Here is a 21,576-nt window from a genome sequence, read left to right as displayed (position 1 = left end):
GGGTGCGATGCCACACACAATCGGCCCCGCCGCGCGCCACCGGCGGCAAAACAAAAAGCGGCGGAGAAAGCCGAAGCTCTCATCCGCCGCCGCCGGCCCGCACGGCCCGTGTAGTGGCAATGCGCGGGTCAAAACCGCTAAGCCGCGCTGGTATTTCCTCCGGTTTGCGTGCTCAGTGAGATACATCCTTGCTTTCGAGCTTCCAGTAGGCAATGGCCGCGGTCATGCCGAAGATCATGTGGCCAACCAGCGTATGCCAGCCACGCGCATCGGCGAACCAGGTGAAGAAGTGCGTCATGCCGTAGAAGTTGAGCAGGTACACGGCAATGCCGAATACCGCGCCGGTAAGCAATGCCAGGCCCGTGCTCGAGTCCAGGTGAAACGGCGCGATGATGGCCCCCAGGATCATGCCCAGCACCGCGCCGAGCACAAAGTGGATCATCAGCGCCGCGGCCACGGTACCCACGCTGAACAACGAAGTCTGGAGCACGCCCGGCCCCATCAGGATCGCCGCGATCATCCGCGTCGTGCCCCACGGGTTGATGCCCGCCACCATCGTCGACCAGAACAGCTCGATCACCATCAGCAGCGCCCCGGCCGCCAGCCCCGACACCGCTGCCGCGGTCCAGTCTGGCATGCGGCGCACGTAGTGGTGCGATTGCATGTGAAGTTCCATAGCCACCTCCGGATATGCTGTTTCACCGCCGCTTTCGCCGCGGTTGCTCTGCTGTTGCTCTGCTGTTGCGCTTGATATACGCAAGTTGCGACCTGACTGCTGATGCGGCCTGCGTATTTGCACAGCATAGGACACGCCGGCCTGATCGTTTGACCGCACACGCGCAAATAAGTGCTGGAGGTGGGACCGGCGCCACGTTGGCGCCGCAACGCGCCACGCGCGGGTGGCAGGATCGGTACTTGGCGGGCAGCGATCCGTTCAGGTGGCGCTGGCCTGCGTGCCTGCGACCGCCGCGAGTGTCGCCAGCACGCCACGCTCGCGCAGCATGCGCGTGTGCGTGGCAAGCGTTTCGACGAACACGCGCGAGGCAGCCAGATCCCCGAACACCGGCGTGAAGGACGCGATGGCCGCGATGCGATCCGCTTCCCGCGCATGGCGGGCGTCGGCCTCGGCCAGCAAGGCATGCAGCGAAGATGCCAGCGGGTCTTCGATACGGTACTCGGCGCCGTGCTCGTCCCGGCCGCGCAGGAAATGCAGCCAGCCGGCCACGCCCAGCGCCAGGCGCGCAAACGGGGCACCGGCGCGCAAGCGCTCGCGGATCGGCGCCAGCAGGCGTTGCGGGATCTTCTGCGAGCCGTCCATGGCGATCTGGCTGGTCTTATGCTGCAGCGCGGGATTGGCAAAACGCGCCAGCAGGTCGCGCCGATAGGCCGCGGTGTCCAGCCCCGGTAACGCAGGCAAGGTTGGCAGCATTTCCTGCTCCATCATGCCGGCGATCAGCGCGTGCACAGCCGGCACGGCGATGGCGCGGTCGGTGGTGGCCCACCCGGCCACCATGCCCAGGTAGGCCATGGTGGAATGGCTGCCGTTGACCAGGCGATGCTTGAGCGTCTCGAACGGGTGCGCGTGTTCGACGAACTGCGCGCCGCCCGCCTCCCAGCGTGGCCGGCCGGCCACGAAGCGGTMCTCCATCACCCACTGCAGGAAGGGTTCGGCCACCACGGGCCAGGCGTCCTCCACGCCAAGCGCGGCGCTGATGCGCGCGGCATCGTCCACGGTGGTCTTGGGCACGATGCGGTCGACCATGGCATTGGGAAAGCCGCAGCGTTCGGCCACCCAATCGTGGAGCGCGCCATCCACGCGCGCGCAGAAGGCCAGCAGCAAGCCGCGCAGCGTGTCGCCGTTGGCGGCGATGTTGTCGCAGCTGAGCAAGGTCAGCGGCGGCAGGCCGCGTGCCATGCGCCGTTGCAGGCCACGCGCCAGATAGCCGATGGCGGTAACCGGGGCGCCGGCATGCAGCAGGTCATGCGCGATGCCCGGATCGCCGAAGTTCAATGTGCCGGTGGCGGGGTCATGGCAGTAACCCTTCTCCGTCACCGTCAGGCTGACGATGCGCGTGTGCGCATGCGCGATCCGCTCCAGGACGGCATCGGGATCGTCGGCGGCCACGAGCACGGCAATCACGGCGCCGATCACCTGCAACTGCGCGAAGCGGCTGCCGTCGTCCCGCACTCCGCGCAGCGCCAGCGTGTACAGGCCTTGCTGCGGCGCCAGCGCGTCGCGCGTGTCGGGCCGGCGCAGCGAGACGCCGACGATGCCCCAGTCTAGCGAGTGCGCGCCGGCGGCATCGGCGTGCAGCGCGGCTTCCGTCGCCGCCGCCTGGTGCGCGCGGTGAAAAGCGCCGATGCCCAGGTGGACGATGCCGCCGCGCAGGCGTTCGCGCGGATAGCGCGGGCGCTGTACGTCATGCGGAAGCTGCGCGAGCGTGTCGGGGTGCAGTCTTGGCGTCGTCATAGTGCGTGCCTGTGTTTGGCTGGCATTGGGGCTACMAGTGCCAGAGCGTGCCATCGTGGGCGAGGCGATTCACCGGCAGGTAAGCGCGTTGATAGGGATACCTGGCCGCCAGCGTCTCATCGATATCCACGCCATGTCCCGGCGCATCGCCCGGATACAGCATGCCGTTGGCAAAGGTGTAGGCGTGCGGGAACACCGCATCGGTCTGCTCGCTGTGGCGCATGTATTCCTGGATGCCGAAGTTRGGCACCCASRKGTCRAARTGCAGCGCGGCGCCCATGSWCACCGGCGASAGGTCGGTCGCGCCATGCGAGCCGGTGCGCACCTGGTGCATCGCGGCGAAGTCCGCAATGCGGCGCAGGTGCGTGATGCCGCCCGCATGGACCACGGTGGCGCGGATGTAGTCGATCAACTGTTCCTGGATCAGCGTCTTGCAGTCCCAGATGGTGTTGAAGACTTCGCCCACCGCCAGCGGCGTGGTGGTGTGCTGGCGGATCAGCCGGAAGCTCTCCTGGTGCTCCGCGGGGGTGGCGTCTTCCATCCAGAACAGGCGCAACGGCTCCAGCGACTTGCCCAGGCGAGCCGCCTCGATCGGCGTGAGCCGGTGGTGCACGTCGTGCAGCAGGTGCAGATCCCAGCCGGCCGCGTCCCGCACCTTCTCGAACAGGCGCGGCGTGTGGTCCAGGTAGCGCTCCGTGCTCCAATCGTGCTCCGATGGCAACGAGGCGTCGGCCGGCTCGTAGAACAGCCGGTCCGACGACACGCCATACACCTTGTTGAGCCCCGGCACGCCCGATTGCGCGCGCACCGCGCGGTAGCCCATTTCCTTGTAGCGCAGCACCTCGTCCACCGTGGCCTCGATATCACTGCCATTGGCGTGGCCGTACACCATCACGCCGGTGCGGCTTTTGCCGCCCAGCAACTGATAGAGCGGCATGCCCGCTGCCTTGGCCTTGATGTCCCACAGCGCGGTATCCACCGCGGCGATCGCGCTCATGGTCACCGGCCCGCGCCGCCAGTACGCGCCGCGATACAGGTACTGCCAGATGTCCTCCACCTGGTGCGGGTCGCGCCCGATCAGGCAGGGCGCCACGTGGTCCTCCAGGTAGCTCGCCACGGCCAGCTCGCGGCCGTTGAGCGTGGCGTCGCCGATGCYGGTCAGGCCCTCGTCGGTCTCGATCTTCAGCGTCACGAAGTTGCGTCCCGGGGAACACACGATGACGCGCGCGGCGGTGATCTTCATGCTCTCTCCTACGTGGTTTTTGTCGATGGTTCCCAGCGCCTGCATGCGCTTACATGACCGCGCCCAGCGACCACGGCACGAACTCGTTCTGCCCGTAGCCATGCAGCTCGCTCTTGGTCTTTCGGCCCGACGCGGTCTCCAGCATCAGCCGGAAAATCTGCTCGCCCTTCTGCGCGATGCTGGCGCCGCCATCGACGATGTCGCCGCAGTTGATGTCGATGTCGTCGGCCTGCCTTTGCCACAGTGCATTGTTGGTCGCCAGCTTGAGCGAGGGCGATGGCGCGCAGCCGTAGGCCGAGCCGCGCCCCGTGGTAAAGCAGATCAGGTTGGCGCCGCCCGCCACCTGGCCGGTGGCCGAGACCGGGTCGTAGCCAGGCGTGTCCATGAAGACCAGGCCGCGCGCGCGCACCGGCTGCGCGAATTCGTAGACCTCCACCAGGTTGGTGGTGCCGCTCTTGGCCACCGCGCCTAGCGACTTCTCCAGGATGGTGGTGAGCCCGCCGGCCTTGTTGCCGGCCGAGGGATTGTTGTCCATGCTGCCGTGGTTGCGCGCRCAATAGTCCTCCCACCAGCGGATCCGCGCCAGCAGGCGCGCGGCCACCGCTGGCGAAGCCGCGCGGCGCGTCAGCAGATGCTCGGCGCCGTAGATCTCGGGCGTCTCGGACAAAATGGCGCCGCCGCCGTGGCGCACCAGCAGATCCACGGCCGCGCCCAGCGCCGGGTTGGCAGTCAGCCCGGAGTACCCATCCGAGCCGCCGCATTGCAGGCCTACCGTGATGTGGCTCGCTGGCACGGCCTGCCGGTGCACGCGATTGGCATCGGCCAGCAGGTCCTGCACGATGGCCACGCCGCGCGCCACCGCGCCGGCCGTGCCGCCGCTGTCCTGGATGTTGAACGCATGCAGGCGCGGGCCGCCGGCCATGCCAGCGAGATCCGCCTCGGCCAGCAGGCCATCGATCTGGTTGGCCTCGCAGCCCAGCCCCACCACCAGTACCGCGGCAAAGTTCGGGTGGCGCGCGTAGCCCGCCAGCGTGCGGCGCAATACGCGCAGGCTTTCGCCCTCGCTATCGGTGGCGCAGCCCGCGCCATGCGTGAGCGCCACCACGCCATCCACATTGGGAAACGCGGCCAGCGCCTCGGGGCGAAGCTCGCGCCGGAAGTGATCGGCAATGGYGCGCGCCACCGTGGCGGAGCAGTTCACCGAGGTGAGGATGCCGATGTAGTTGCGGGTGGCCACGCTGCCGTCGGCCCGCTTGATGCCATCGAAGCTGGCAGGTGCATCAACGTATTCGGTAGCGCACGCATCGGCGCCGGCAGCGTATTCGCGTGCGAACTCGCCCATGGCGAGGTTATGCGTATGCACGTGCTGGCCCGGCGCGATCGGCTGGCGCGCAAAACCGATGATCTGGTTGTAGCGTCGCACCGGCGCGCCCGCGGCGATGGCGCGCACCGCCAGCTTGTGCCCGGGCGGCACCAGGCTGGCGACGCTCACGCCCTCGGCGGCGATGACGGTGCCCGGCACCAATTGGCGGCAGGCGATGACGATGTCGTCGGCGGGGTGTATGCGGATGACGTTGGGTGCGTTATCGGCTGGCATGCAGGCTCCGGGCGGATGGCTGAGAGGGGACGAACAGGATGTGCCGCCTCAGTTGGACCAGCCACCGTCGATCACCTGCGCCGTGCCGGTGGTGAAGGCCGATTCGTCCGAGCCGAGGTACACCGCCAGCGCGGCGATCTCTGCGGCAGTGCCGATGCGCCCCATCGGCTGGCGGGCGACGAAGGCGGCTTCCACCTCGGCCAGGCTCTTGCCGCCATCACGCGCCTGGTCCGCGATGCGCTGGCGCAGCGAGGGCGACTCCACCGTGCCTGGGCAGATCGCATTGCAACGGATGCCGTGGCCGATGTAGTCCGCCGCCACCGACTTGGTCATGCCGATCACCGCCGCCTTGGTGGCACCGTAGACGAAGCGGTTGGGCGCGCCCTTGATGCTGCCTGCCACCGACGCCATGTTGACGATCGAGCCGCGGCGCTGCGCCACCATGGCGGGCAGGAAGGCGCGCATCATGCTGTACATGGCGCGCACGTTCAGGTTCATCGAGAAATCGAAAGCCGCTTCGTCGCATTCCAGGATGGTGCCGTGATGCACGAAGCCCGCGCCGTTGAACAGGATATCGAGCGCGCCGGCCTGCTTCGCCGCGGCCTGCACTGCGGCGCCATCCGTGACGTCCAGCCGCAGCGTGGTGCAGCCGGGCTGGCCGGCCAGCGCCTCGAGCAAGCGCTCGTTGATATCGGCGGCGATCACGCGCGCGCCTTCACGCAGATAGGCTTCGGCGGTGGCGCGGCCAATGCCCTGCCCGGCCGCGGTGACGAGGGCCAGCTTGCCGGCGAGTCGTTGCGTCATCAGTTGTTCTCCATGAGCGGTTCCGGCCACGTTTGCGGGCCGGTGAAATCATCAGGAAACCAGCGCGCGCGCCACCGTGCGGCGCCCGATCGCGGCCCAGTCCCATTCGATGCCAAGGCCCGGCGCGTCCGGGGCGATGGCATGGCCGGCCTCGATGCGCACGCTGCTGGCGGCAATCTCGTCCAACTGGGGGATGTACTCCACCCAGGCCGCGTTAGGCACCGCAGCGCATAGCGACACATGCAGCTCCATCAGGAAGTGCGGGCAGATCGACAGGTTGTGGGCTTCGGCCAGATGCGCCACCTTGAGCCAGGGCGTGATGCCGCCAATGCGCGCCACATCGGCCTGCACGATGCCGCAGGCGCCCTGGCGCACGTACTCGGCAAACTGGCCGGGAGAGTACAACGACTCGCCCACCGCGATGGGCACCGAGGTGGATGCGGCCAGCCGCACGTGCCCGCCGATATCGTCGGCCGGCAGCGGCTCCTCGAACCACGCGATGCCCAGCTCGGCGTAGTGCGGCGCGCGCCGGATGGCCTCGGCAGCGGTGAAGCACTGGTTGGCATCCACCATCAGCTCGAAGCCGTCACCTACGGCGGCACGCACCGCCGCGAGGCGCGCCACGTCCTCGCTCGCCAGCGCGCGGCCCACCTTCAGCTTGGCACCGCGAAAGCCCGCCTCGCGCGCCGCCACGGCCTCGTTCACCAGCGTATCGGCATCCAGGTGCAGCCAGCCGCCTTCGGTGGTGTAGACCGGCACGCGCGGTTGCGCCCCGCCGGCGGCAAGCCACAGGGGCTGGCCGTCGCGGCGGCAGCGCCAGTCCCACAGCGCGGTATCGATGGCGGCCAGCGCCAGGCTGGTGATGGCGCCGACCGAGGTGGCGTGCGTGGCGAACAGCAACTCGCGCCAGATCGCCTCGATCTGCGCGGGATCGCGCCCGATCAGGCGCGGCGCCAGATGATCGCGCAGCAGCGCCATCACCGATGAGCCGCCGGTGCCGATGGTATAGGCGTAGCCCGTGCCCTCCGAGCCATCGTCGCAGCGGATGCGCACCATGGGCGTTTCCTGCGTGACGAAGGACTGGATGGCGTCGGAGCGCGGCACGCGCGGCGGCAGGTCCACCTGCAGCAGTTCGATCTGGACGATGGTGGCGCTCATTTGCTGCCCACCAGGTTCGGCAGCCACAGCGTGATCGCAGGGAAATAGGTGATGGCGATCAACGTCAGGAACAATGGCACCAGCCACGGCAGGATGGCCACCGTAGTGCGCTCCACCGACAGCTTGGCCACGCGCGCCAGCACGAACAGCACCATCCCCAGCGGCGGATGCAGCAGGCCGATCATCAGGTTGAGCGTCATCACCAGCCCGAAGTGGATCGGGTCGATGCCTAGCTTGAGCACGATGGGCAGCAGGATCGGGACCAGGATGGTGATCGCCGCCGTGGTGTCGATAAAGCAGCCCACGATCAGGATCAGCACATTGGCCAGCAGCAGGAACACCCATTTGTTGTGGGTGAAGCCGAGGATGGCATCGGACAGCATCTGCGCGGCCTGGCTGGTGGTGAGCAGCCAGGCGAAGATCGATGCCGCGGTGACGATGAACAGCACCGATGCGGTGGTCTCGATGGTGTCGAGCGTGGCCTTGGCCAGCGAGCGCAGCGTCATGGAGCGGTAGCGCACCAGCCCGAGGAACAGCGCCCAGATCACTGCCGCCACCGCGGCCTCGGTGGGCGTGAACCAGCCCAGCGTCATGCCGCCGATCAGGATCACCGGCGCCATCAGCGCCATCACCGCGGAGAAGTCCAAGTACCAGTCCAGCGCCAGCAGCACCGCCAGCGCGATCAGCGCGGCCACGTTGGTGGACACGCCGAAGCGCGTCATCAGCCAGATCGCCAGCGGAAAGGCCAGCACCACCGCGATCTCGATGCTGGCGTTGCCCAGCAGCTTCCAGGAGAACGCGGTATCGCTGCCCCAGCCGCGGCGGTGGGCAAACCACGCCACCGTGCCCATCATGAACAAGGTCAGCACCAGCCCCGGCACGATGCCGGCCAGGAACAGCGAGCCGATCGACACATTGGCCATCATGCCGTAGATCACGAACGGCAGCGACGGCGGGATGATCGGCCCGAGCGTGGCCGAGGCCGCCGTCACGCCAACCGCGAACTCAGTCTCGTAGCCGTGGTCCTGCATGGCCTTGATCTCGATGGTGCCCAGGCCCGCCGCATCGGCAATGGCGGTGCCCGACATGCCGGAGAAGATCACCGAGCCGATGATGTTGACGTGGCCCAGCCCGCCGCGCATCCAGCCCACCAGCGCCACGGCGAAGTTATAGATGCGCCCGGTGATGCCGGCCACGTTCATCAGGTTGCCCGCGAGGATGAAAAAGGGCACCGCCAGGAGCGGGAAACTCTCCACGCCGGCAATCATGCGCTGCGCCAGGATCACGTCCGGCACCGTGCCGGAGGCCCAGATATACAGCAGCGAAGCCACCGCCATCGCAATGGCGACCGGCAGGCCCACCAGCATCAGCAGCAGGAAGGAAACAATCAGGATCCACATGGCGGCGCGCTCCGGGTTGGTCGTCAGTCGTCGTCAATTGTCGTCAGTCGTCGCTGGCCTCGAACGCCTCGGGGCGCTCCAGGATCGAAAAGCCCTGCGTCCAGTTCTGCCAGGCCACCTGGCAGGAGCGCAGGCACATCAGGACGAATCCGGCCAGCACCAGGTAGTAGATCCAGCTCTTGTTCCACTCGATGGTGGTCATCGGCTCATCGCCCACCACCAGGATGTAGCGCCAGACCAGCCAGCCGGCATAGCCAAGAAAGGCGGTGCGCGCAATGTCCACCAGCGTGGACAGCGCGCGTGCCGGCGCATGCGGCAGGTAGCGGTAAATCAGGTCCACCTGGATATGCCGGCTCTTGCGCACACACATCGCCGCGCCGATGAACACCACGCCGATCAGGCAGTACGTGGCCAGCTCCTCGGTCCAGGCCAGTGAGTCGTTCATCACGTAGCGTGTGAAGAACTGCAGGAAGACCAGCGCCGTCATGAGCCAGAACAGCCCCAGCGTGAACCAGTCCTCGGCGGCGTAGCCGGCAAGCGCCACCTGCTTGTCGTCGGCTTCCTCGAAGCTGTGCGCCAACTCCGCGACGGTGGCCAGCTGTGGCGCACCGCCTGGGGTCTCGCCGGCGACGGCCTGCGCGGGCAGGTCGTCGGCAAGTCGGGAACGCATTTCCATGGTGTTGCTCCGCAAAGACTGCGATCTGCCTGATCTGTCAACTGTGAACTGTCATCGGCCATCCGGCGCCTGCCGCCGGGGTCACTGCACCGCCTGGATCTTGTCCCAGTCGGCCTTGCGATAGCCCTGCGATTCAAAGCTCACGTTCTTCAGCACCGCGTCGCGGTACTCCGGCACATTGATGTCGGTGACCGTCAGGCCCTTTTGCTTGAATACGGCCACCAGCTCCTTCTCGCGCGCCACCACGTCGGCGGTGGCGCGTATGGCGGCTTCCTGCGCCACGTCGCTGAACATCTTGCGGTCGGCCTCGGAGAGCTTCTTCCACAGGCCGCCCGAAATCACCGTGTTGAGGTGGTCGACGATATGGCCCGTGAGCACGATGTACTTCTGCACCTCGTAGAATTTCTTCGCTTCAATGGTGGGCAGCGGGTTCTCCTGCGCCTCCACGGTGCCGTTCTGCAGTGCCAGGTACACCTCGGCAAAGGCAATCGGCGAGGTATTCACGCCGCAGGCGCGCGGCATGGCAAGGTAGGCTGGCACATCGGGCACGCGCATCTTCAGACCCTTCATCTCGGCGCAGTGCGAGAAGGGCTTGTTCGAGGTGGACTGGCGCGTACCGTAATAAGTCGTGGCGACGATATGGTTGCCCGATTTTTCCTCGTAGCCGCGCGTGAGCTCCTTGTAGATATCGCTCTTGGTATAGGCCAGCAGGTGGTTGGCGTCGCGGAAGGTGTAGGGGTAGTAGGCCACGCCGAYGCGGGGGAACGACTTGGCGGCAAAGCTGGAGCCCGAGATGATGATGTCGACCGAGCCCATCACCAGGCCCTGGTTGATGTCGTTCTCCTTGCCAAGCTGGGAAGCGGGGAACACATCGATCTGGTACCGGCCGTTGCTGCGCTTCTTGATCTCATCGGCGGCCCACACCGACCACTTGTGAAACGGCTCCGAGGTCTCGTACACGTGCGCCCACTTGAGCTTGGTCTGCGCCAGCGCGCTGCCGCAGGCCAGGCTGGCCACGCAGGTTGCCAGCACGAGGGCGGCCGGCAGCAACGTTGATGGCAGGCGCAGGGAAAATGGCTTCATGCTTTGTCTCCTTCGATGTGGTGGGCCTTGCGCTCTCTCGCGGACGCGCTTGCGGCAATTGGGTACTGCGTGGCTGGATCTATGCGGCGGTGAGCTGTACCTTGGTGCTGCGCGTCTTGTCGGCGGCCAGCGCGAATGCCTCCACGGCCTGCGCCAGCGGCAGCTGCGCGGACAGCAGCGGGCGCACGTCAAGGCGGCCTTGCGTGAGATAGCGCACGGCCCAGTCGAACTCGCGCCCGAAGCGGAACGCGCCGACGTACTCCAGCTCGCGCGCCATGATGTTGTTGGCAGGGAAGTGCAGCCCCTCGGCCGGCAACGTGCCGATCTGCACGATGCGGGCGCCACGCCGCGCGGCCAGCAGGCAGGTATCCAGCGCCGCGCCGCTGCCGGCGGCTTCCAGGCAGACATCGGCGAGATCCTGCAGCGCCTGCGGCGGCTCCCGGTCGGTGCGAATCACCTGGTCGGCGCCAACCTGCAACGCCACTTCGAGCGGCCTGTCCGCGATATCGCAGGCGATGATGTGTGCGGCGCCGGCCAGGCGCGCGGCCATCACCGCGAGGCTGCCGATGGTGCCGCCGCCAGTGACCAGCACGGTCTTGCCCAGCAGCTCGCCGGCACGGTTCACGCCGTGCAGCGCCACCGAGAGCGGCTCGGCAAACGCAAGCTCACCCAGCGAGATATCGCTGTCCACCGGCGTCAGCTGGCGCTCGTGCATCAGGAAGTGTTCGCGGAACATGCCTTGCACATGCGGATAAATGCTGGCGCTGCCGAGAAAACGCATGTTCCGGCAAAGGTTGTCGCGCCCGGCCCGGCAGTAGTCGCATTGCCCGCACGCATGCGAGGGATTGATCGCCACCTTGTTGCCCGGCGCGACGCGCGTGACCGCGCTGCCAACGCGGGAGACGATGCCGGCCGCTTCGTGGCCCGGCGTCAGCGGCTCGCGGATCACGAAGGCGCCGACCTTGCCGTGGAAGTAGTAGTGCAGGTCCGAGCCACAGATGCCGGCCGCGCCGAGGCGCACCTCGACCTCAAACGGCCCGGGAGCGGCAGGTTCCACCTGCGTGAAACGCAGGTCTTCGCTCGCATGGATATGGCAGACCAGGGACATCATGACTCCTCGGCAAGCTTACGCGGCTTGCGCCGCGTCGGGGTTGGCTCAACTGGCTCGATTGGCTCGGATCGCTCGGCTGGCTTGCCGGGCTCGGTTGGCGCGCCTGCTGGCCACGCCGCGTAGAAGCGGCCGTGCGAGGCTTCCAGGTGCAGGCACATGGCGTCGCGCGCGGCATCTGGCGAGCCCGAGGCGATGGCTGCCACCACGGCGCGGTGCTCGGCAATGGCCGCATGCCAGCTGGACGCGTTCTCGAAGTGGCTGCCGAAACGGGCAAAGAGCGGGTTATGGCGCTCGTCGAACAGCTCGGCCACCAGGCGCTGGAGCACGGCATTGCCGGAGACTTCGGTGATCCGCAAATGGAACAGGCGATCGCCTTTGACCGGAATCTGTCCCGCGCCGGCCTCCTCCTGCATGATGGCAATCGCTTCTTCCAGCGCGGCCAGCAATGCGGGCGTGGCATGCCGYGCGGCGTTGGCCGCCATCTCACCCTCGATGGTCTGTCGCGCGCGGATCACATCCAGTGGCGGCTCGGCCATCACGCTGCCGGCACGTGCGCGGTCCGGCGGACAGGCGTAGATGCCCGAGCCCATCCGCACCTCCACCAGCCCCTCCACCTCCAGCGCGATCAGCGCTTCGCGCACCGATGGCCGCGACACGCCCAGCTGCACCGCAAGGTCTCGCTCGGGCGGCAGGCGCGCGCCCACGGGAAACTCACCGTTCTCGATCAGCCGGCGCAACTGGTCGGCAATCTGGCGGTACAAGCGGCGGGGTTCGATCTGCTGCAAGGGCATGTCGGCGCGCGATCCCGAAAATGATTTGGGCCAGAAGGTAAAGTGGCCTGACCAATTTTTAGGAGGTTTTTTCGCGCGCTACAAGGGGAATTTATGCAGCGCCGCAGCAGGCCGGCGGCGGTGATTGCCCTGGCGCCCGCGCCAGGGGCCAATATGGCAGGGGTGGCGGCTGCAGCAAAGGATGTGGCGAGGCGGCTTGTGCACGCGTCCCGACAAAATGCAGCTTACGGGACAACCCCAATGTCATCGTCCTTGGCCTCCCTGCGACACTTTCTATACTGGAAGCACAAGCAGAAAGACAGGAGACGGCAATGCTGCACTTCACGTCACATGATCTTGTGTTCCTGATTCCGATGGCGCTGGTTGGCATGATTGCCTTCGGCGGGATCCCCTTCACAGCCCGGGCCTTGCGCATCAGTTGCCGMGCGGCGGGTGCGATCTTCGGGGCTCTGCTGGCGRTGGCCTTGCTGGAGGCGCTTCCGTTGCTGATCTGAACGCTTCGAGCGTTCCCGGCTTGCTTGTGAAAATGGGGGCCGCTATGACACTGAGCCTGCTGGCTGTCTTGATGGCGGCGTTCCTGCTGGTCACCGTGGCCACGGCGATCTGGCGCTGTAGCCACCCCTACCGCATGCGCTATCGCCGCTGCGCCGAGCAGCGCAAGCGCGCCGGCATCTGCCGGCAAATGCAGCGGCACTAAGCGCGCCGCCCTCTCTGATATTGGCATCCGGGCCTGAAGCGCCCGGTCGCTGATCGTTTGCGTGGCTGCGTTTGCCCGCCCGGCCGATCAGATCTCGATCATCGCGAATTCGCCCTTGCCCACATCACACTCAGGGCAACGCCAGTCGTCCGGAATGTCGTCCCAGCGCGTGCCGGGGGCGATGCCGTCGTCGGGCCAGCCCTGCTCTTCGTCGTAGACCCATCCGCAAATCAAGCAAACCCAAGTCTTGTAAACAACGGCTTCCTGCTGCAAAACGCACTCCTGTATCGATTCCGGGCGAAATGATACAGCGTTTTTTGCCCGTACCCCGCCGATTGGGCCAAGAGGCGGAGGGCAGGGGACGGCAACGCCACCCCCTGCGCGGGCAAGGCCAGGTTTGCCGGYGCTTCACTGCCGAATGGTGAAGTCGACCCGGTTGGGTGCACCCTTGTCCTTGATGCCATCGGCGTTGAGCTTCGAGGCGGTCAGGAACAGGCGGCTTTCCGGCACCTTGGCATCGCGCTCCAGCGCCTGCTTGACCGCCAGCGCCCGCTGCTCGGCCAATTGCCGGAGTTCCACATCGGTCACCGGCGCGTTCTCCAGCAGCAGCGTCTCCATCTCCTTGGTGGGCAGGGATTTCGACAGCCCGATCACATTGCGCGGCTTCTTGAAGGAGGCGCGCTTGTAGACCGCTTCCAGGTACTTCGGGTACTCCTGTGGCGACACCGTCACCTTGGCGCCCTGCTCGCCTTCCTCGCTCTCTTCGGCCACGGCGCCCGCCTTCGCGCTGGCGCGCATCTCGCGCGACTTTTGCTCGGCCACGCGCGCGTCCAGCCAGGCGCGCTTGGCGCCGGCGGTATCGGTGGCGGGATCGATGCGGCCGCTGATCTCCAGGCGCAGCGCCGGGCGGTCAGCCAGGGCCTTGCCCAGCGTCGCGATCTTCTGGGTGGCCGCCGGCGTGAGCGTGGATGTGCCTGGCGCAAACTCCACGTATCCCAGTTCGTCGCCACCGCCAAAGGCAGAGGCAATCAACGAGAACGGCGAGGTAATGGCCTTGGTCAGCAGGTTGACGATCACGCGCACGATCACGCCACCGATGCTGAATTCCGGATCCGACAACGAACCCGACACCGGCAGGTTGATGTCGATCACGCCGTTGCGGTCCTTCAGCAGCGAGACCGCCAGCAGCACCGGCAGCTTGGTCGCGCTAGGGCTGTCGACCTTGTCCCCAAAGGTGAGCTGGTCCAGGTAGAGGTGATTACGCGCGTCCAGCTTGCCGTTCTCGATCTTGTACGCCACATCGACCGTGAGCTTGCCCTTGGTGATCGGGTAGCCAGCGTACTTGGCCGCGTACGGGGTCAGCCGGGTCAGCTCCACACCTGCGGCCTTGGCGGCGATATCGAGATAGAGCGTGTCGGCCAGCGGGTTGAGCTTGCCGTCGATCGTGACCGGCGCATCATCGTCGATGCGGCCTGCCAGCGTGAGGTCGGCGGGCGTCGGCTCCGTCGAGGACACCTTGGAGACCGATCCCTTCATGTCGGTCAGGTTGGCGGTGTAGTTCGGCTTGACAAAGAAGTCCGAGAAATTGATGTTGCCTTTCTCCACCGTCACGCCGCCAATGCGGATCTGCGGCTTGGCCGCAGCGGAAGCCACAGGCGCGGGCACCGGGGCCGGTGCGCCGGCGGCGCTCGCCGGCGCGGGACTGGCCTGCGTCAGGCTGGTGGTGGGCGCCGCTTCGCCCTTGGCAGCGCCGCCGGCCATCACGTCCTGCAGGTTCAGGCGGCCGTTGGCGTTCAGGATCACCCGCGCGTAGAAGTCCGACAGCGCGATGCCGGCCACGCCAACCTTCATCGGCCCCTTGGCCTCATCCATGGCGAAATCGATGCCGTTTACCGCGAGCGAGCGCCAGCGCAGGAAGTCGTCACCGGTCACCCGGTCGACGCTGCGCACATTGCCGAGCAGCGCATTGCCGGTGAAGCGCGCGGCGATTGGCTTGCCGGCGGGCGCCTCCACGCCGAGGCGGCCCTTGACGGTAGCGGCGCCGCCACGCAACGCCGCGTTGAAGCGGTCAGCCAGATAGGGCTGCAGCGGCGCGAGGTCCAGCTCTCGGACGTCAACCTGAAATTGCGCCGCGGGCCCGGTAGGCAGCACGGTGCCGTCGAGCGCCATCGCGCCGCGCCGGCCCACGTCGGCCTTGAGCTTCACCGGGATCGCCCCGGCCGCCATCGGCCAGTTGAGCGCGCCCGTGCCGAGGCCGATATTGCGGAATTGATGGACCACGGGGCGGTCGCGGTTGGCGGCCGCGGGCGCATAGTCAGTCACGCGCAGGCTGCCCCCATCGAGCGTGAACTTGCCGATCTGTGCCTTCCAGGGCAACGGCTTGGCGGCCGCCGCGCTCTCGGGCCGGACAGCCTTGGCCTGGACGGTGGTGCTGCGTTGAGCGGCCTTCTGCTTGGATTGCACCGCCCACAGGCGTGCACTTTCGAGCACTTCGCCGTGGAAGTCACGCGTGATGGCGATCTGCGGCTTGGCGAGCATCAACTGGCCGGCCTGGAAGGAATGCGCGCCAAGATCGAACGCGATGTCCTCCAGTGCCACGCGCTCGGCGAGCATCACCGGCAGGTTGGCGGTGTCGCTGTCGTCGCGGGCACGCGCGCGGCGCGCGTCGCGCCGGCGGTCGCTATCGGCAGTGGCAGGTTTGCTTGCGCCAGTCGTGGCGGCTGCCACTTGCGCCACCGTCACCGGCTCCCGGGTGGCCAGGTAGAGCGGCGCCAGTTCGACGCGGGACTTTTCCAGCGAGAAGGCAAAAGCGGGGCCGCCCCACGCCATCTTGTAATGCAGCTCCGCATGGATGGCTGTGTCGCCAAGCCGGGTCTGGAGCTCCGCCGGCCACCATGCGGCAAACCCTTGAGGCTTCAAGCCGCTGGCTTGCAGCGTGCCGTCCATGGTGCCGCCACGCAAGGACAGCTCGCCCTCATGGCTAAGCGTCTGGCCTTCGCCGATCGCCAGCTTGGCCTGCACCTTGGCTGGCTTGTCGCTGTCGCCTGAGAGGCCGGCCACGTCGGCGTCAAGCGGCCCGAGCGCGAGCGTGCCGGGCCCGGAAGGCGCCGAGTCGTCGCGCAGGCCCAGGCGGGCCTCTTTGATGGTGATCTGGTCGATCGCATAGCGCCAGGGCTTTTCAGGCACCGGTGCAATGCCAGCAGCGGCGGGTGCCGATGCCGGGCCAGCCTTTGCCACGACCGGTGCGGAAGCCGGGCCAGCCTTGGCTACGGCCGGCGCGGATGCGGGCGCCGCCGCTGCTGCCGATGCGGCGGCAGCCGGCACGTGGGCCGGCTTTTCTACCTTGGCGGCTTCCGGCAGGAACGCGTCGGCCAGGTCGAGCGAGCCATCGGCGCGCCGCACTGCCTGCACGGCCAGGCCATCCACGGAGAGGCTGCGCAGGTGGGCCATCCGCCCCAGCGGTTCAATGCGCGCGATGTCCACCGCTATCCGCCCGGCCTTCACCAGCGGCGAACCATCATGCTTGCGGATATCGGCGTCGCGCAGCGCCGCGGTGCCTGCCAGGAAGACGTCCTGCTTGTCCTTGTCCTGGATAAAGCCCAGCGTCAGCCGTGAATCCAGCAGCCCGCCCTTGATATCCGCATCCTTGAGCTTCGGCGCGAACGGCATGTAGCGCGCCAGCTCCAGGGCATCGAGATTGATATTCAGGTGGGTCTCGCGCGATGCCGCGAACGGCAGCATGGTGCCGTCGAGCGCCAGCGCGGAGCCGTTGATGTTCGCGCTCAGCGTGGGCCGGGTGACGATCTCCACGTCATGCGGCAGGTTGGACAGGAACGGCAGCGTGATGGTGAGGTTGTCCACGCGCTGCGTCTGGTCGAGCAGCTTGTCGTCGAACACCAGGCTGCCGCTGGTCAACGCGATATTGTTGACCGAGAAGCGCGCCGGCTCGGATTTTGGCGCGGGCGGCTTGGCCGCGAAGCGCTCCACGATGTCGGCGTAGTTCATGCGGCCGTTGGCGTCGCGCGCAAGATGCAGCGCGGGCCGGTCGATATGCACGGCATCCACCACCGGGGCGAAGTGCCACAGTGACGCGATGGCACCATCGATCTTGGCTTCGCCCACGGTCAGCATGGGCGTGGTGCCATCGGGCTCGTAGATAGTAATGTCGGAAACGTCGGCGGCCAGCGCGAACGGATGCACCTCGGCGCCCCCAAACGTGACCTTGCGCCCCAGCGCTTCGCTAGCCTGCTTGGCTGCGAACGATTTGATCAGCGGTGGCCCGCCAAAATACCCGGCCAGGCCAAACACCGCCAGCGCGGCCACAATGCCGCCGGCTACCCGCAGGCCGGCCCTGCGACGTGGCGTTGCAGTTGCTGCCTGCATGGAGAACTTGATTGCCATGTGATCCCAGAAGATTCGACCCCAACTACCCGCATCCGCTATCCGAACCCGCTGGAGAACACGATGTAGCAAGCATTCCACACGGTGTCGCCAGACGGATCGGCCACTTTGTGGCCCGGATTTCACTTTTTAACGACATTATCGCAACGCTTGAGGGCAAAGCAAAGGCATTCAAAGGGATTTAAAAAGGATTTCAGGACGATCCCAAAGGGAATTCAAGCGCGCTGGCTGGAGCCGGCTCAACGCCGATCTGGTATCGTCACGCCTTTGCGAAGCGTCTCGTCGCATGCCAGCGGCTTATCCGCCACTTAGTGCCTGCTTCTCCCGCGCTGTACCCTCCGGCCAGAACCCTCCACGTCAACCGTGTTGCGCGCTTCGCATGCGAACCATTTCCATGCGAGTCTCCTCATGTCTACCATCAGCAGTACTGCCGGAGCGGATAGCGCGCACAGCCAACAAGCGCGCCCGCTGACCGGACAGGATTACAAGACGCTTGCCCTTGCCGCCCTCGGGGGGGCGCTCGAGTTCTACGACTTCATCATCTTTGTCTTCTTCGCCACCGTCATCGGGCAGCTGTTCTTCCCGCCGTCGGTGCCGGACTGGCTGCGCCAGCTGCAGACCTTCGGTATCTTTGCCGCCGGCTACCTGGCTCGCCMGCTGGGCGGCATCATCATGGCTCACTTCGGCGACCTGCTTGGCCGCAAGAAGATGTTCACGCTTTCCATCCTGCTGATGTCGGTGCCGACGCTGCTGATGGGCCTGCTGCCGACCTACCATGCGATCGGCCTGCTGGCGCCCGTGGCGCTGCTGCTGCTGCGCGTGATGCAGGGCGCGGCGGTTGGCGGCGAAGTGCCCGGCGCCTGGGTGTTCGTCTCCGAGCACGTGCCCGCGCGCCGCACCGGCTATGCCTGCGGCACGCTGACCGCAGGCCTGACGGCCGGCATCCTGYTGGGCTCCCTGGTGGCCACCGGCGTCAATACCATCTTCACCCCGGCCGAGCTTGTCGACTGGGGCTGGCGCATGCCTTTCCTGCTGGGCGGTGTGTTCGGCATCGGCTCCATGTACCTGCGCCGCTGGCTGCATGAAACCCCGGTGTTCGCCGAGTTGCAGAAGCGCAAGGCGCTGGCCGCGGAAATGCCGCTCAAGACGGTGGTGCGCGATCACCGCGGCGCCGTGGCGGTATCGATGCTGCTGACGTGGATGCTGTCCGCGGGCATCGTGGTGGTGATCCTGATGACGCCCACCTTCCTGCAGAAGATCTATGGCTTCGATGCGCGCACCGCGCTGGTAGCCAATAGCGTGGCGACGCTGTGCCTGACGGTCGGCTGCGTGGTGGCCGGCCTGATGGCCGACAAGGTGGGCCCGCGGGTCACCCTGTTCGTTGGCGGCCTGCTGCTGGCGATCAGCTCGTACGTGTTCTACAGCACCCTGCACACACGCCCCGACCTGCTGATCCCGCTGTACGCGGTGGCCGGCTTCTTCGTGGGCACCATCGGCGCGGTGCCATACGTGCTGGTCAAGGCGTTCCCGGCCCAGGTGCGGTTTTCCGGGCTGTCGTTCTCGTACAACCTGTCGTATGCGATCTTCGGCGGGCTGACCCCGATGATCGTGACGCTGATGCTAAAGAACGATCCGCTGGCCCCCGCCTACTACGTGGTGGCGCTGTGCCTGCTGGGCATGGTGACGGCGCTGTTCGTCAAGGACCGCTCGCTCGCCTGAGCCTGATGGCAACCGCTGCGCCTGCGTTGAGCCACACGCCGGCCATGAAAAAAGGAGGGCCGCATCCGCGCCCTCCTTTTTTACGCCCATGCGCTGGCCAGCGCTAGCGGCGATGCTGCTTGAAGAATTCCCACATCAACGCGCTGGCGTCGGGGCCGATCGGCGCATGGTAAGGGTAGTCGCCATCGCCGCCGCTCCAGGCGTGATCGAGGCCGGCAACCTCGCACAGCTCGACCAGCTCGCGGTTCCAGGTGCCAAAGCTGGCTTCCAGGTAGTCCCCGGCCGGCAGCAGGGCACTGGCTGGATGGCCGTTAGCGCTATCAGCCTGCGCCACATCTGAATCTGCATCTGAATCCGCATCTGCGGCGGCGGCTTCCTGCTCCGCGCCGGTGAGGTGCCGCACCGCGGCGCCGTTCATCCGCTCCTCGACCCGGTCGTTCATGCCGTTGTAAGCCAGGAACTGGCGCGCGAGCAAGCGGGCGTTGACGGGATGCACCGCCCCGTCGTCCATGCCGTGCAGCACGATGGCCGGCATCTTCGGTCCGCCCGGCGTCACGCCGGCGGCGTCCAGCAACATCGCCGGGTCGGCTTGCGTGCCGTGCTGCATGGCACGCAGGCCGTCGCTGGCCGTGTGGCCCGCGCCAATCACGACCCCGGAATGCAAGCCCACGGCGGCGATCTTCTCGGGATAGCGCAAGGCCACCACCGCCGCCATGCTGGCGCCCGCGGACAAGCCTGCCAGATACACCTGGTCGGCACGGACGTCCCGCCTGGCCGCCAACGCATCGATCAATACCGCCAGCGCCTGCGCCTCGCGGCCACCTTCCGTGGCACCCAGGTCGAACCACTGCCAGCAGCGCTGCATCTGGCGCCGCAGGGGCTGCTGGGGATAGGCCACCATGAAGCCTTCGCGTTCAGCAAGCGCGTTCATCCGCGTGCCTGCCGCGAGATCTTCCGGCTTCTGCCGGCAACCATGCAGCATCACCACCAGCGGCATGGGCCGCTTGGGCGCGCCGGAAGGCACGTATAGCCAGTAGGGCAAGCGAGGCACCAGTTCGCCAGGCAGCGGCGCGAGGCGGTGGTGGTGGGGAGCCCATTCTCCGGGCAAGGGGTGGCGCGGTGGCAAAGGCAGCGGCGCCGGCGAGCGCGCCCGAAGACGGGGCGCTGCGGGATTCAGTGTAGCGATACGGTTGAACCACGTTTTGAGATGGTGCGCGGACTGGGGCTGCGCCCGGCTGATCTGCCGGAGCTGCGCATGCCAGTCCGCCGAAAGGCTCTTGGTCATGAAGACTCCTGCTATCGAGATTGTTGCGATGCAGCATAGCACACGACAACCCGGCGCTCGCTGCCGCTTTTCCATCACATGTTATGAAAAACAGACATTAGATTCTTTCATCTAATGCACCATGCGCCCGCAGATGCACTTCCGTTAGTGCCCACAATGACTAAAACACTGAATTCAGCCGACAAAAGAATGCAGATCACTAAGAGATAGCGGCAAAAGGCGCACGGTTATACTGCGTTTGCGTGTATCGCAGGCAAACGGAGAATGTCATGACCACGCCCGACGCAGCGTTTCCAAGCTGCTCGCTGTGCTTGTTCCAGCCAATCTGCCGCAACGCGGAAGCGGCAGCTGCAAACGATCGGCAGCGCAGCCTGGCCCCGGCCAGCATGCTCTGGCGCGCCGGAGAAACGGTGCACCGCCAGGGCCGGCCCGTGATGGCCATGTTTCCCGTGCGCGGCGGCAGCGCCAAATCCGTATTCGAGTCTCCGCTTGGCTGGCGCCAGGTGACCGCCTTCGCGCACCCGGGCRAAGTGCTCGGGCTGGAGGATCTCGATGGCCAGGCCCATTGCACCAGCGCGGTGGCCATGCAGGACACGCACTGCTGCGTGGTGCCGGTGGAGGCGGCGCGCGCACACCTGCTCAGCGCCGAATACCGCGAGACAATGCTCAGCACGTTGCGCCGCAATGCCGAGCGCGAGCGGACGCTGCTGGTCGCGATCGGGTCGATGAAAGCCGCCCAGCGGCTGGCTATGCTGCTGCTCGACCTCGCTGGCGAACAACGCCGCCGGGGCAATACCGGAGCGGCGCTGACCCTGGCGATGTCGCGCAACGATATTGCCAGCTACCTGGGACTGACGCTCGAAACCGTATCCCGCCTGCTGGCGCGATTTGCCACGGTCGGGCTGATCACCGTGCGGCAGCGGCAACTGCGCATCGTCGATCCGGCGGGGCTGTGCTCCGTCTACGAGGACCCCGAGCGGGTGCCGCTACGCCCGCCCCAACCGGTGACGGATAATCCGTCCGCCTCCGCTCCCGGCCAGGCCCGGCTAGACACCGCCAGAGGCATCCACGCCGCGGGCGCCTCGGTTGCGTAGGACGGACGCTGATAGCAAGGCCGTGCAAACGCGGCTATGTTCAGACT

Annotated in this window: 18 protein-coding genes; 4 read left to right on the top strand and 14 right to left on the bottom strand. The window is 66.8% G+C overall.

What is annotated here, in order from left to right; translation table 11 throughout:
* Window positions 1-172: 172 nt before the first annotated feature.
* The 11 genes from AC1DS3_RS17875 to AC1DS3_RS17825 form a co-directional block, all read right to left on the bottom strand.
* Window positions 173-676: a hypothetical protein gene (locus tag AC1DS3_RS17875; RefSeq protein ID WP_441640021.1), complete on the bottom strand. Its 504-nt coding sequence runs from the start codon at window positions 674-676 to the stop codon at window positions 173-175.
* A gap of 258 nt (window positions 677-934) precedes the next feature.
* Window positions 935-2,470: a mannitol dehydrogenase family protein gene (locus AC1DS3_RS17870; protein ID WP_477127632.1), complete on the bottom strand. Its 1,536-nt coding sequence runs from the start codon at window positions 2,468-2,470 to the stop codon at window positions 935-937.
* A gap of 31 nt (window positions 2,471-2,501) precedes the next feature.
* Window positions 2,502-3,713, bottom strand: coding sequence for a D-mannonate dehydratase ManD (gene manD / locus AC1DS3_RS17865; RefSeq protein WP_477127631.1), 1,212 nt, complete (start codon window positions 3,711-3,713; stop codon window positions 2,502-2,504).
* A 49-nt stretch (window positions 3,714-3,762) separates the two neighbouring features.
* Entirely contained in the window at window positions 3,763-5,310 is a 1,548-nt protein-coding gene (locus tag AC1DS3_RS17860; RefSeq protein WP_477127630.1) for a UxaA family hydrolase, read from the bottom strand.
* Between the two features lie 48 nt (window positions 5,311-5,358).
* A complete protein-coding gene (locus tag AC1DS3_RS17855) occupies window positions 5,359-6,114 on the bottom strand; it encodes an SDR family oxidoreductase (protein WP_441640025.1) in 756 nt (251 codons plus the stop codon).
* Window positions 6,115-6,165: 51 nt separating this feature from the next.
* A complete protein-coding gene (locus AC1DS3_RS17850) occupies window positions 6,166-7,272 on the bottom strand; it encodes a mandelate racemase/muconate lactonizing enzyme family protein (RefSeq protein WP_441640026.1) in 1,107 nt (368 codons plus the stop codon).
* The gene (locus tag AC1DS3_RS17845) at window positions 7,269-8,672 is read right to left on the bottom strand and encodes a TRAP transporter large permease (protein WP_441640027.1); all 1,404 of its coding nucleotides are present in this window, start codon (window positions 8,670-8,672) and stop codon (window positions 7,269-7,271) included. The genes AC1DS3_RS17850 and AC1DS3_RS17845 overlap by 4 nt, the downstream gene beginning before the upstream one ends.
* Before the next feature lie 43 nt (window positions 8,673-8,715).
* Window positions 8,716-9,348 (bottom strand): TRAP transporter small permease, encoded by a 633-nt coding sequence (locus tag AC1DS3_RS17840; RefSeq protein ID WP_441640028.1) that lies wholly within the window; start codon window positions 9,346-9,348, stop codon window positions 8,716-8,718.
* 81 nt (window positions 9,349-9,429) lie between these two features.
* Window positions 9,430-10,431 carry a sialic acid TRAP transporter substrate-binding protein SiaP gene (locus tag AC1DS3_RS17835; RefSeq protein WP_477127629.1) on the bottom strand — a complete coding sequence of 334 codons (1,002 nt, stop codon included), beginning with the start codon at window positions 10,429-10,431 and terminating at the stop codon, window positions 9,430-9,432.
* Between the two features lie 79 nt (window positions 10,432-10,510).
* A complete protein-coding gene (locus AC1DS3_RS17830) occupies window positions 10,511-11,539 on the bottom strand; it encodes an L-idonate 5-dehydrogenase (RefSeq protein WP_441640053.1) in 1,029 nt (342 codons plus the stop codon).
* Complete coding sequence (locus tag AC1DS3_RS17825) at window positions 11,539-12,333, bottom strand: FadR/GntR family transcriptional regulator (protein ID WP_441640030.1); 795 nt, start codon at window positions 12,331-12,333, stop codon at window positions 11,539-11,541. The genes AC1DS3_RS17830 and AC1DS3_RS17825 overlap by 1 nt, the downstream gene beginning before the upstream one ends.
* Window positions 12,334-12,644: 311 nt before the next feature.
* Between AC1DS3_RS17825 and AC1DS3_RS17820 the strand changes: the two genes are divergently transcribed.
* On the top strand, window positions 12,645-12,827 hold the full coding sequence (locus AC1DS3_RS17820; protein ID WP_477127628.1) for a hypothetical protein: 183 nt from the start codon (window positions 12,645-12,647) through the stop codon (window positions 12,825-12,827).
* Window positions 12,828-12,871: 44 nt separating this feature from the next.
* A complete protein-coding gene (locus tag AC1DS3_RS17815; RefSeq protein WP_170301920.1) occupies window positions 12,872-13,030 on the top strand; it encodes a hypothetical protein in 159 nt (52 codons plus the stop codon).
* 87 nt (window positions 13,031-13,117) lie between these two features.
* Here AC1DS3_RS17815 and AC1DS3_RS17810 read toward each other — a convergent pair whose 3' ends face one another.
* On the bottom strand, window positions 13,118-13,303 hold the full coding sequence (locus AC1DS3_RS17810; RefSeq protein WP_150987378.1) for a rubredoxin: 186 nt from the start codon (window positions 13,301-13,303) through the stop codon (window positions 13,118-13,120).
* Between the two features lie 135 nt (window positions 13,304-13,438).
* Window positions 13,439-17,431: a DUF748 domain-containing protein gene (locus AC1DS3_RS17805; protein ID WP_477109536.1), complete on the bottom strand. Its 3,993-nt coding sequence runs from the start codon at window positions 17,429-17,431 to the stop codon at window positions 13,439-13,441.
* A gap of 408 nt (window positions 17,432-17,839) precedes the next feature.
* On the opposite strand from AC1DS3_RS17805, the gene AC1DS3_RS17800 reads away from it, so the two are divergent.
* Entirely contained in the window at window positions 17,840-19,150 is a 1,311-nt protein-coding gene (locus AC1DS3_RS17800; RefSeq protein WP_477127627.1) for an MFS transporter, read from the top strand.
* Window positions 19,151-19,253: 103 nt separating this feature from the next.
* Here AC1DS3_RS17800 and AC1DS3_RS17795 read toward each other — a convergent pair whose 3' ends face one another.
* On the bottom strand, window positions 19,254-20,435 hold the full coding sequence (locus AC1DS3_RS17795) for an extracellular catalytic domain type 1 short-chain-length polyhydroxyalkanoate depolymerase (protein WP_441640034.1): 1,182 nt from the start codon (window positions 20,433-20,435) through the stop codon (window positions 19,254-19,256).
* Between the two features lie 269 nt (window positions 20,436-20,704).
* Here AC1DS3_RS17795 and AC1DS3_RS17790 point away from each other — a divergent pair, with 269 nt between their 5' ends.
* Window positions 20,705-21,529: a Crp/Fnr family transcriptional regulator gene (locus AC1DS3_RS17790; protein WP_477127626.1), complete on the top strand. Its 825-nt coding sequence runs from the start codon at window positions 20,705-20,707 to the stop codon at window positions 21,527-21,529.
* Window positions 21,530-21,576 lie beyond the last annotated feature (47 nt).

This window comes from Cupriavidus sp. 01L46, from assembly GCF_056399905.1.
Note: the sequence above shows the minus strand (reverse complement) of the source record. Positions and strands in the feature narration are given on the sequence as shown.

What these genes read in the sequence shown, in the direction of transcription:
- AC1DS3_RS17875 (WP_441640021.1), bottom strand. Translation starts at nt 676, where the DNA reads ATGGAACTTCACATGCAATCGCACCACTACGTGCGCCGCATGCCAGAC.
- AC1DS3_RS17855 (WP_441640025.1), bottom strand. Translation starts at nt 6,114, where the DNA reads ATGACGCAACGACTCGCCGGCAAGCTGGCCCTCGTCACCGCGGCCGGG.
- AC1DS3_RS17850 (WP_441640026.1), bottom strand. Translation starts at nt 7,272, where the DNA reads ATGAGCGCCACCATCGTCCAGATCGAACTGCTGCAGGTGGACCTGCCG.
- AC1DS3_RS17845 (WP_441640027.1), bottom strand. Translation starts at nt 8,672, where the DNA reads ATGTGGATCCTGATTGTTTCCTTCCTGCTGCTGATGCTGGTGGGCCTG.
- AC1DS3_RS17840 (WP_441640028.1), bottom strand. Translation starts at nt 9,348, where the DNA reads ATGGAAATGCGTTCCCGACTTGCCGACGACCTGCCCGCGCAGGCCGTC.
- AC1DS3_RS17830 (WP_441640053.1), bottom strand. Translation starts at nt 11,539, where the DNA reads ATGTCCCTGGTCTGCCATATCCATGCGAGCGAAGACCTGCGTTTCACG.
- AC1DS3_RS17815 (WP_170301920.1), top strand. Translation starts at nt 12,872, where the DNA reads ATGACACTGAGCCTGCTGGCTGTCTTGATGGCGGCGTTCCTGCTGGTC.
- AC1DS3_RS17805 (WP_477109536.1), bottom strand. Translation starts at nt 17,431, where the DNA reads ATGGCAATCAAGTTCTCCATGCAGGCAGCAACTGCAACGCCACGTCGC.
- AC1DS3_RS17795 (WP_441640034.1), bottom strand. Translation starts at nt 20,435, where the DNA reads ATGACCAAGAGCCTTTCGGCGGACTGGCATGCGCAGCTCCGGCAGATC.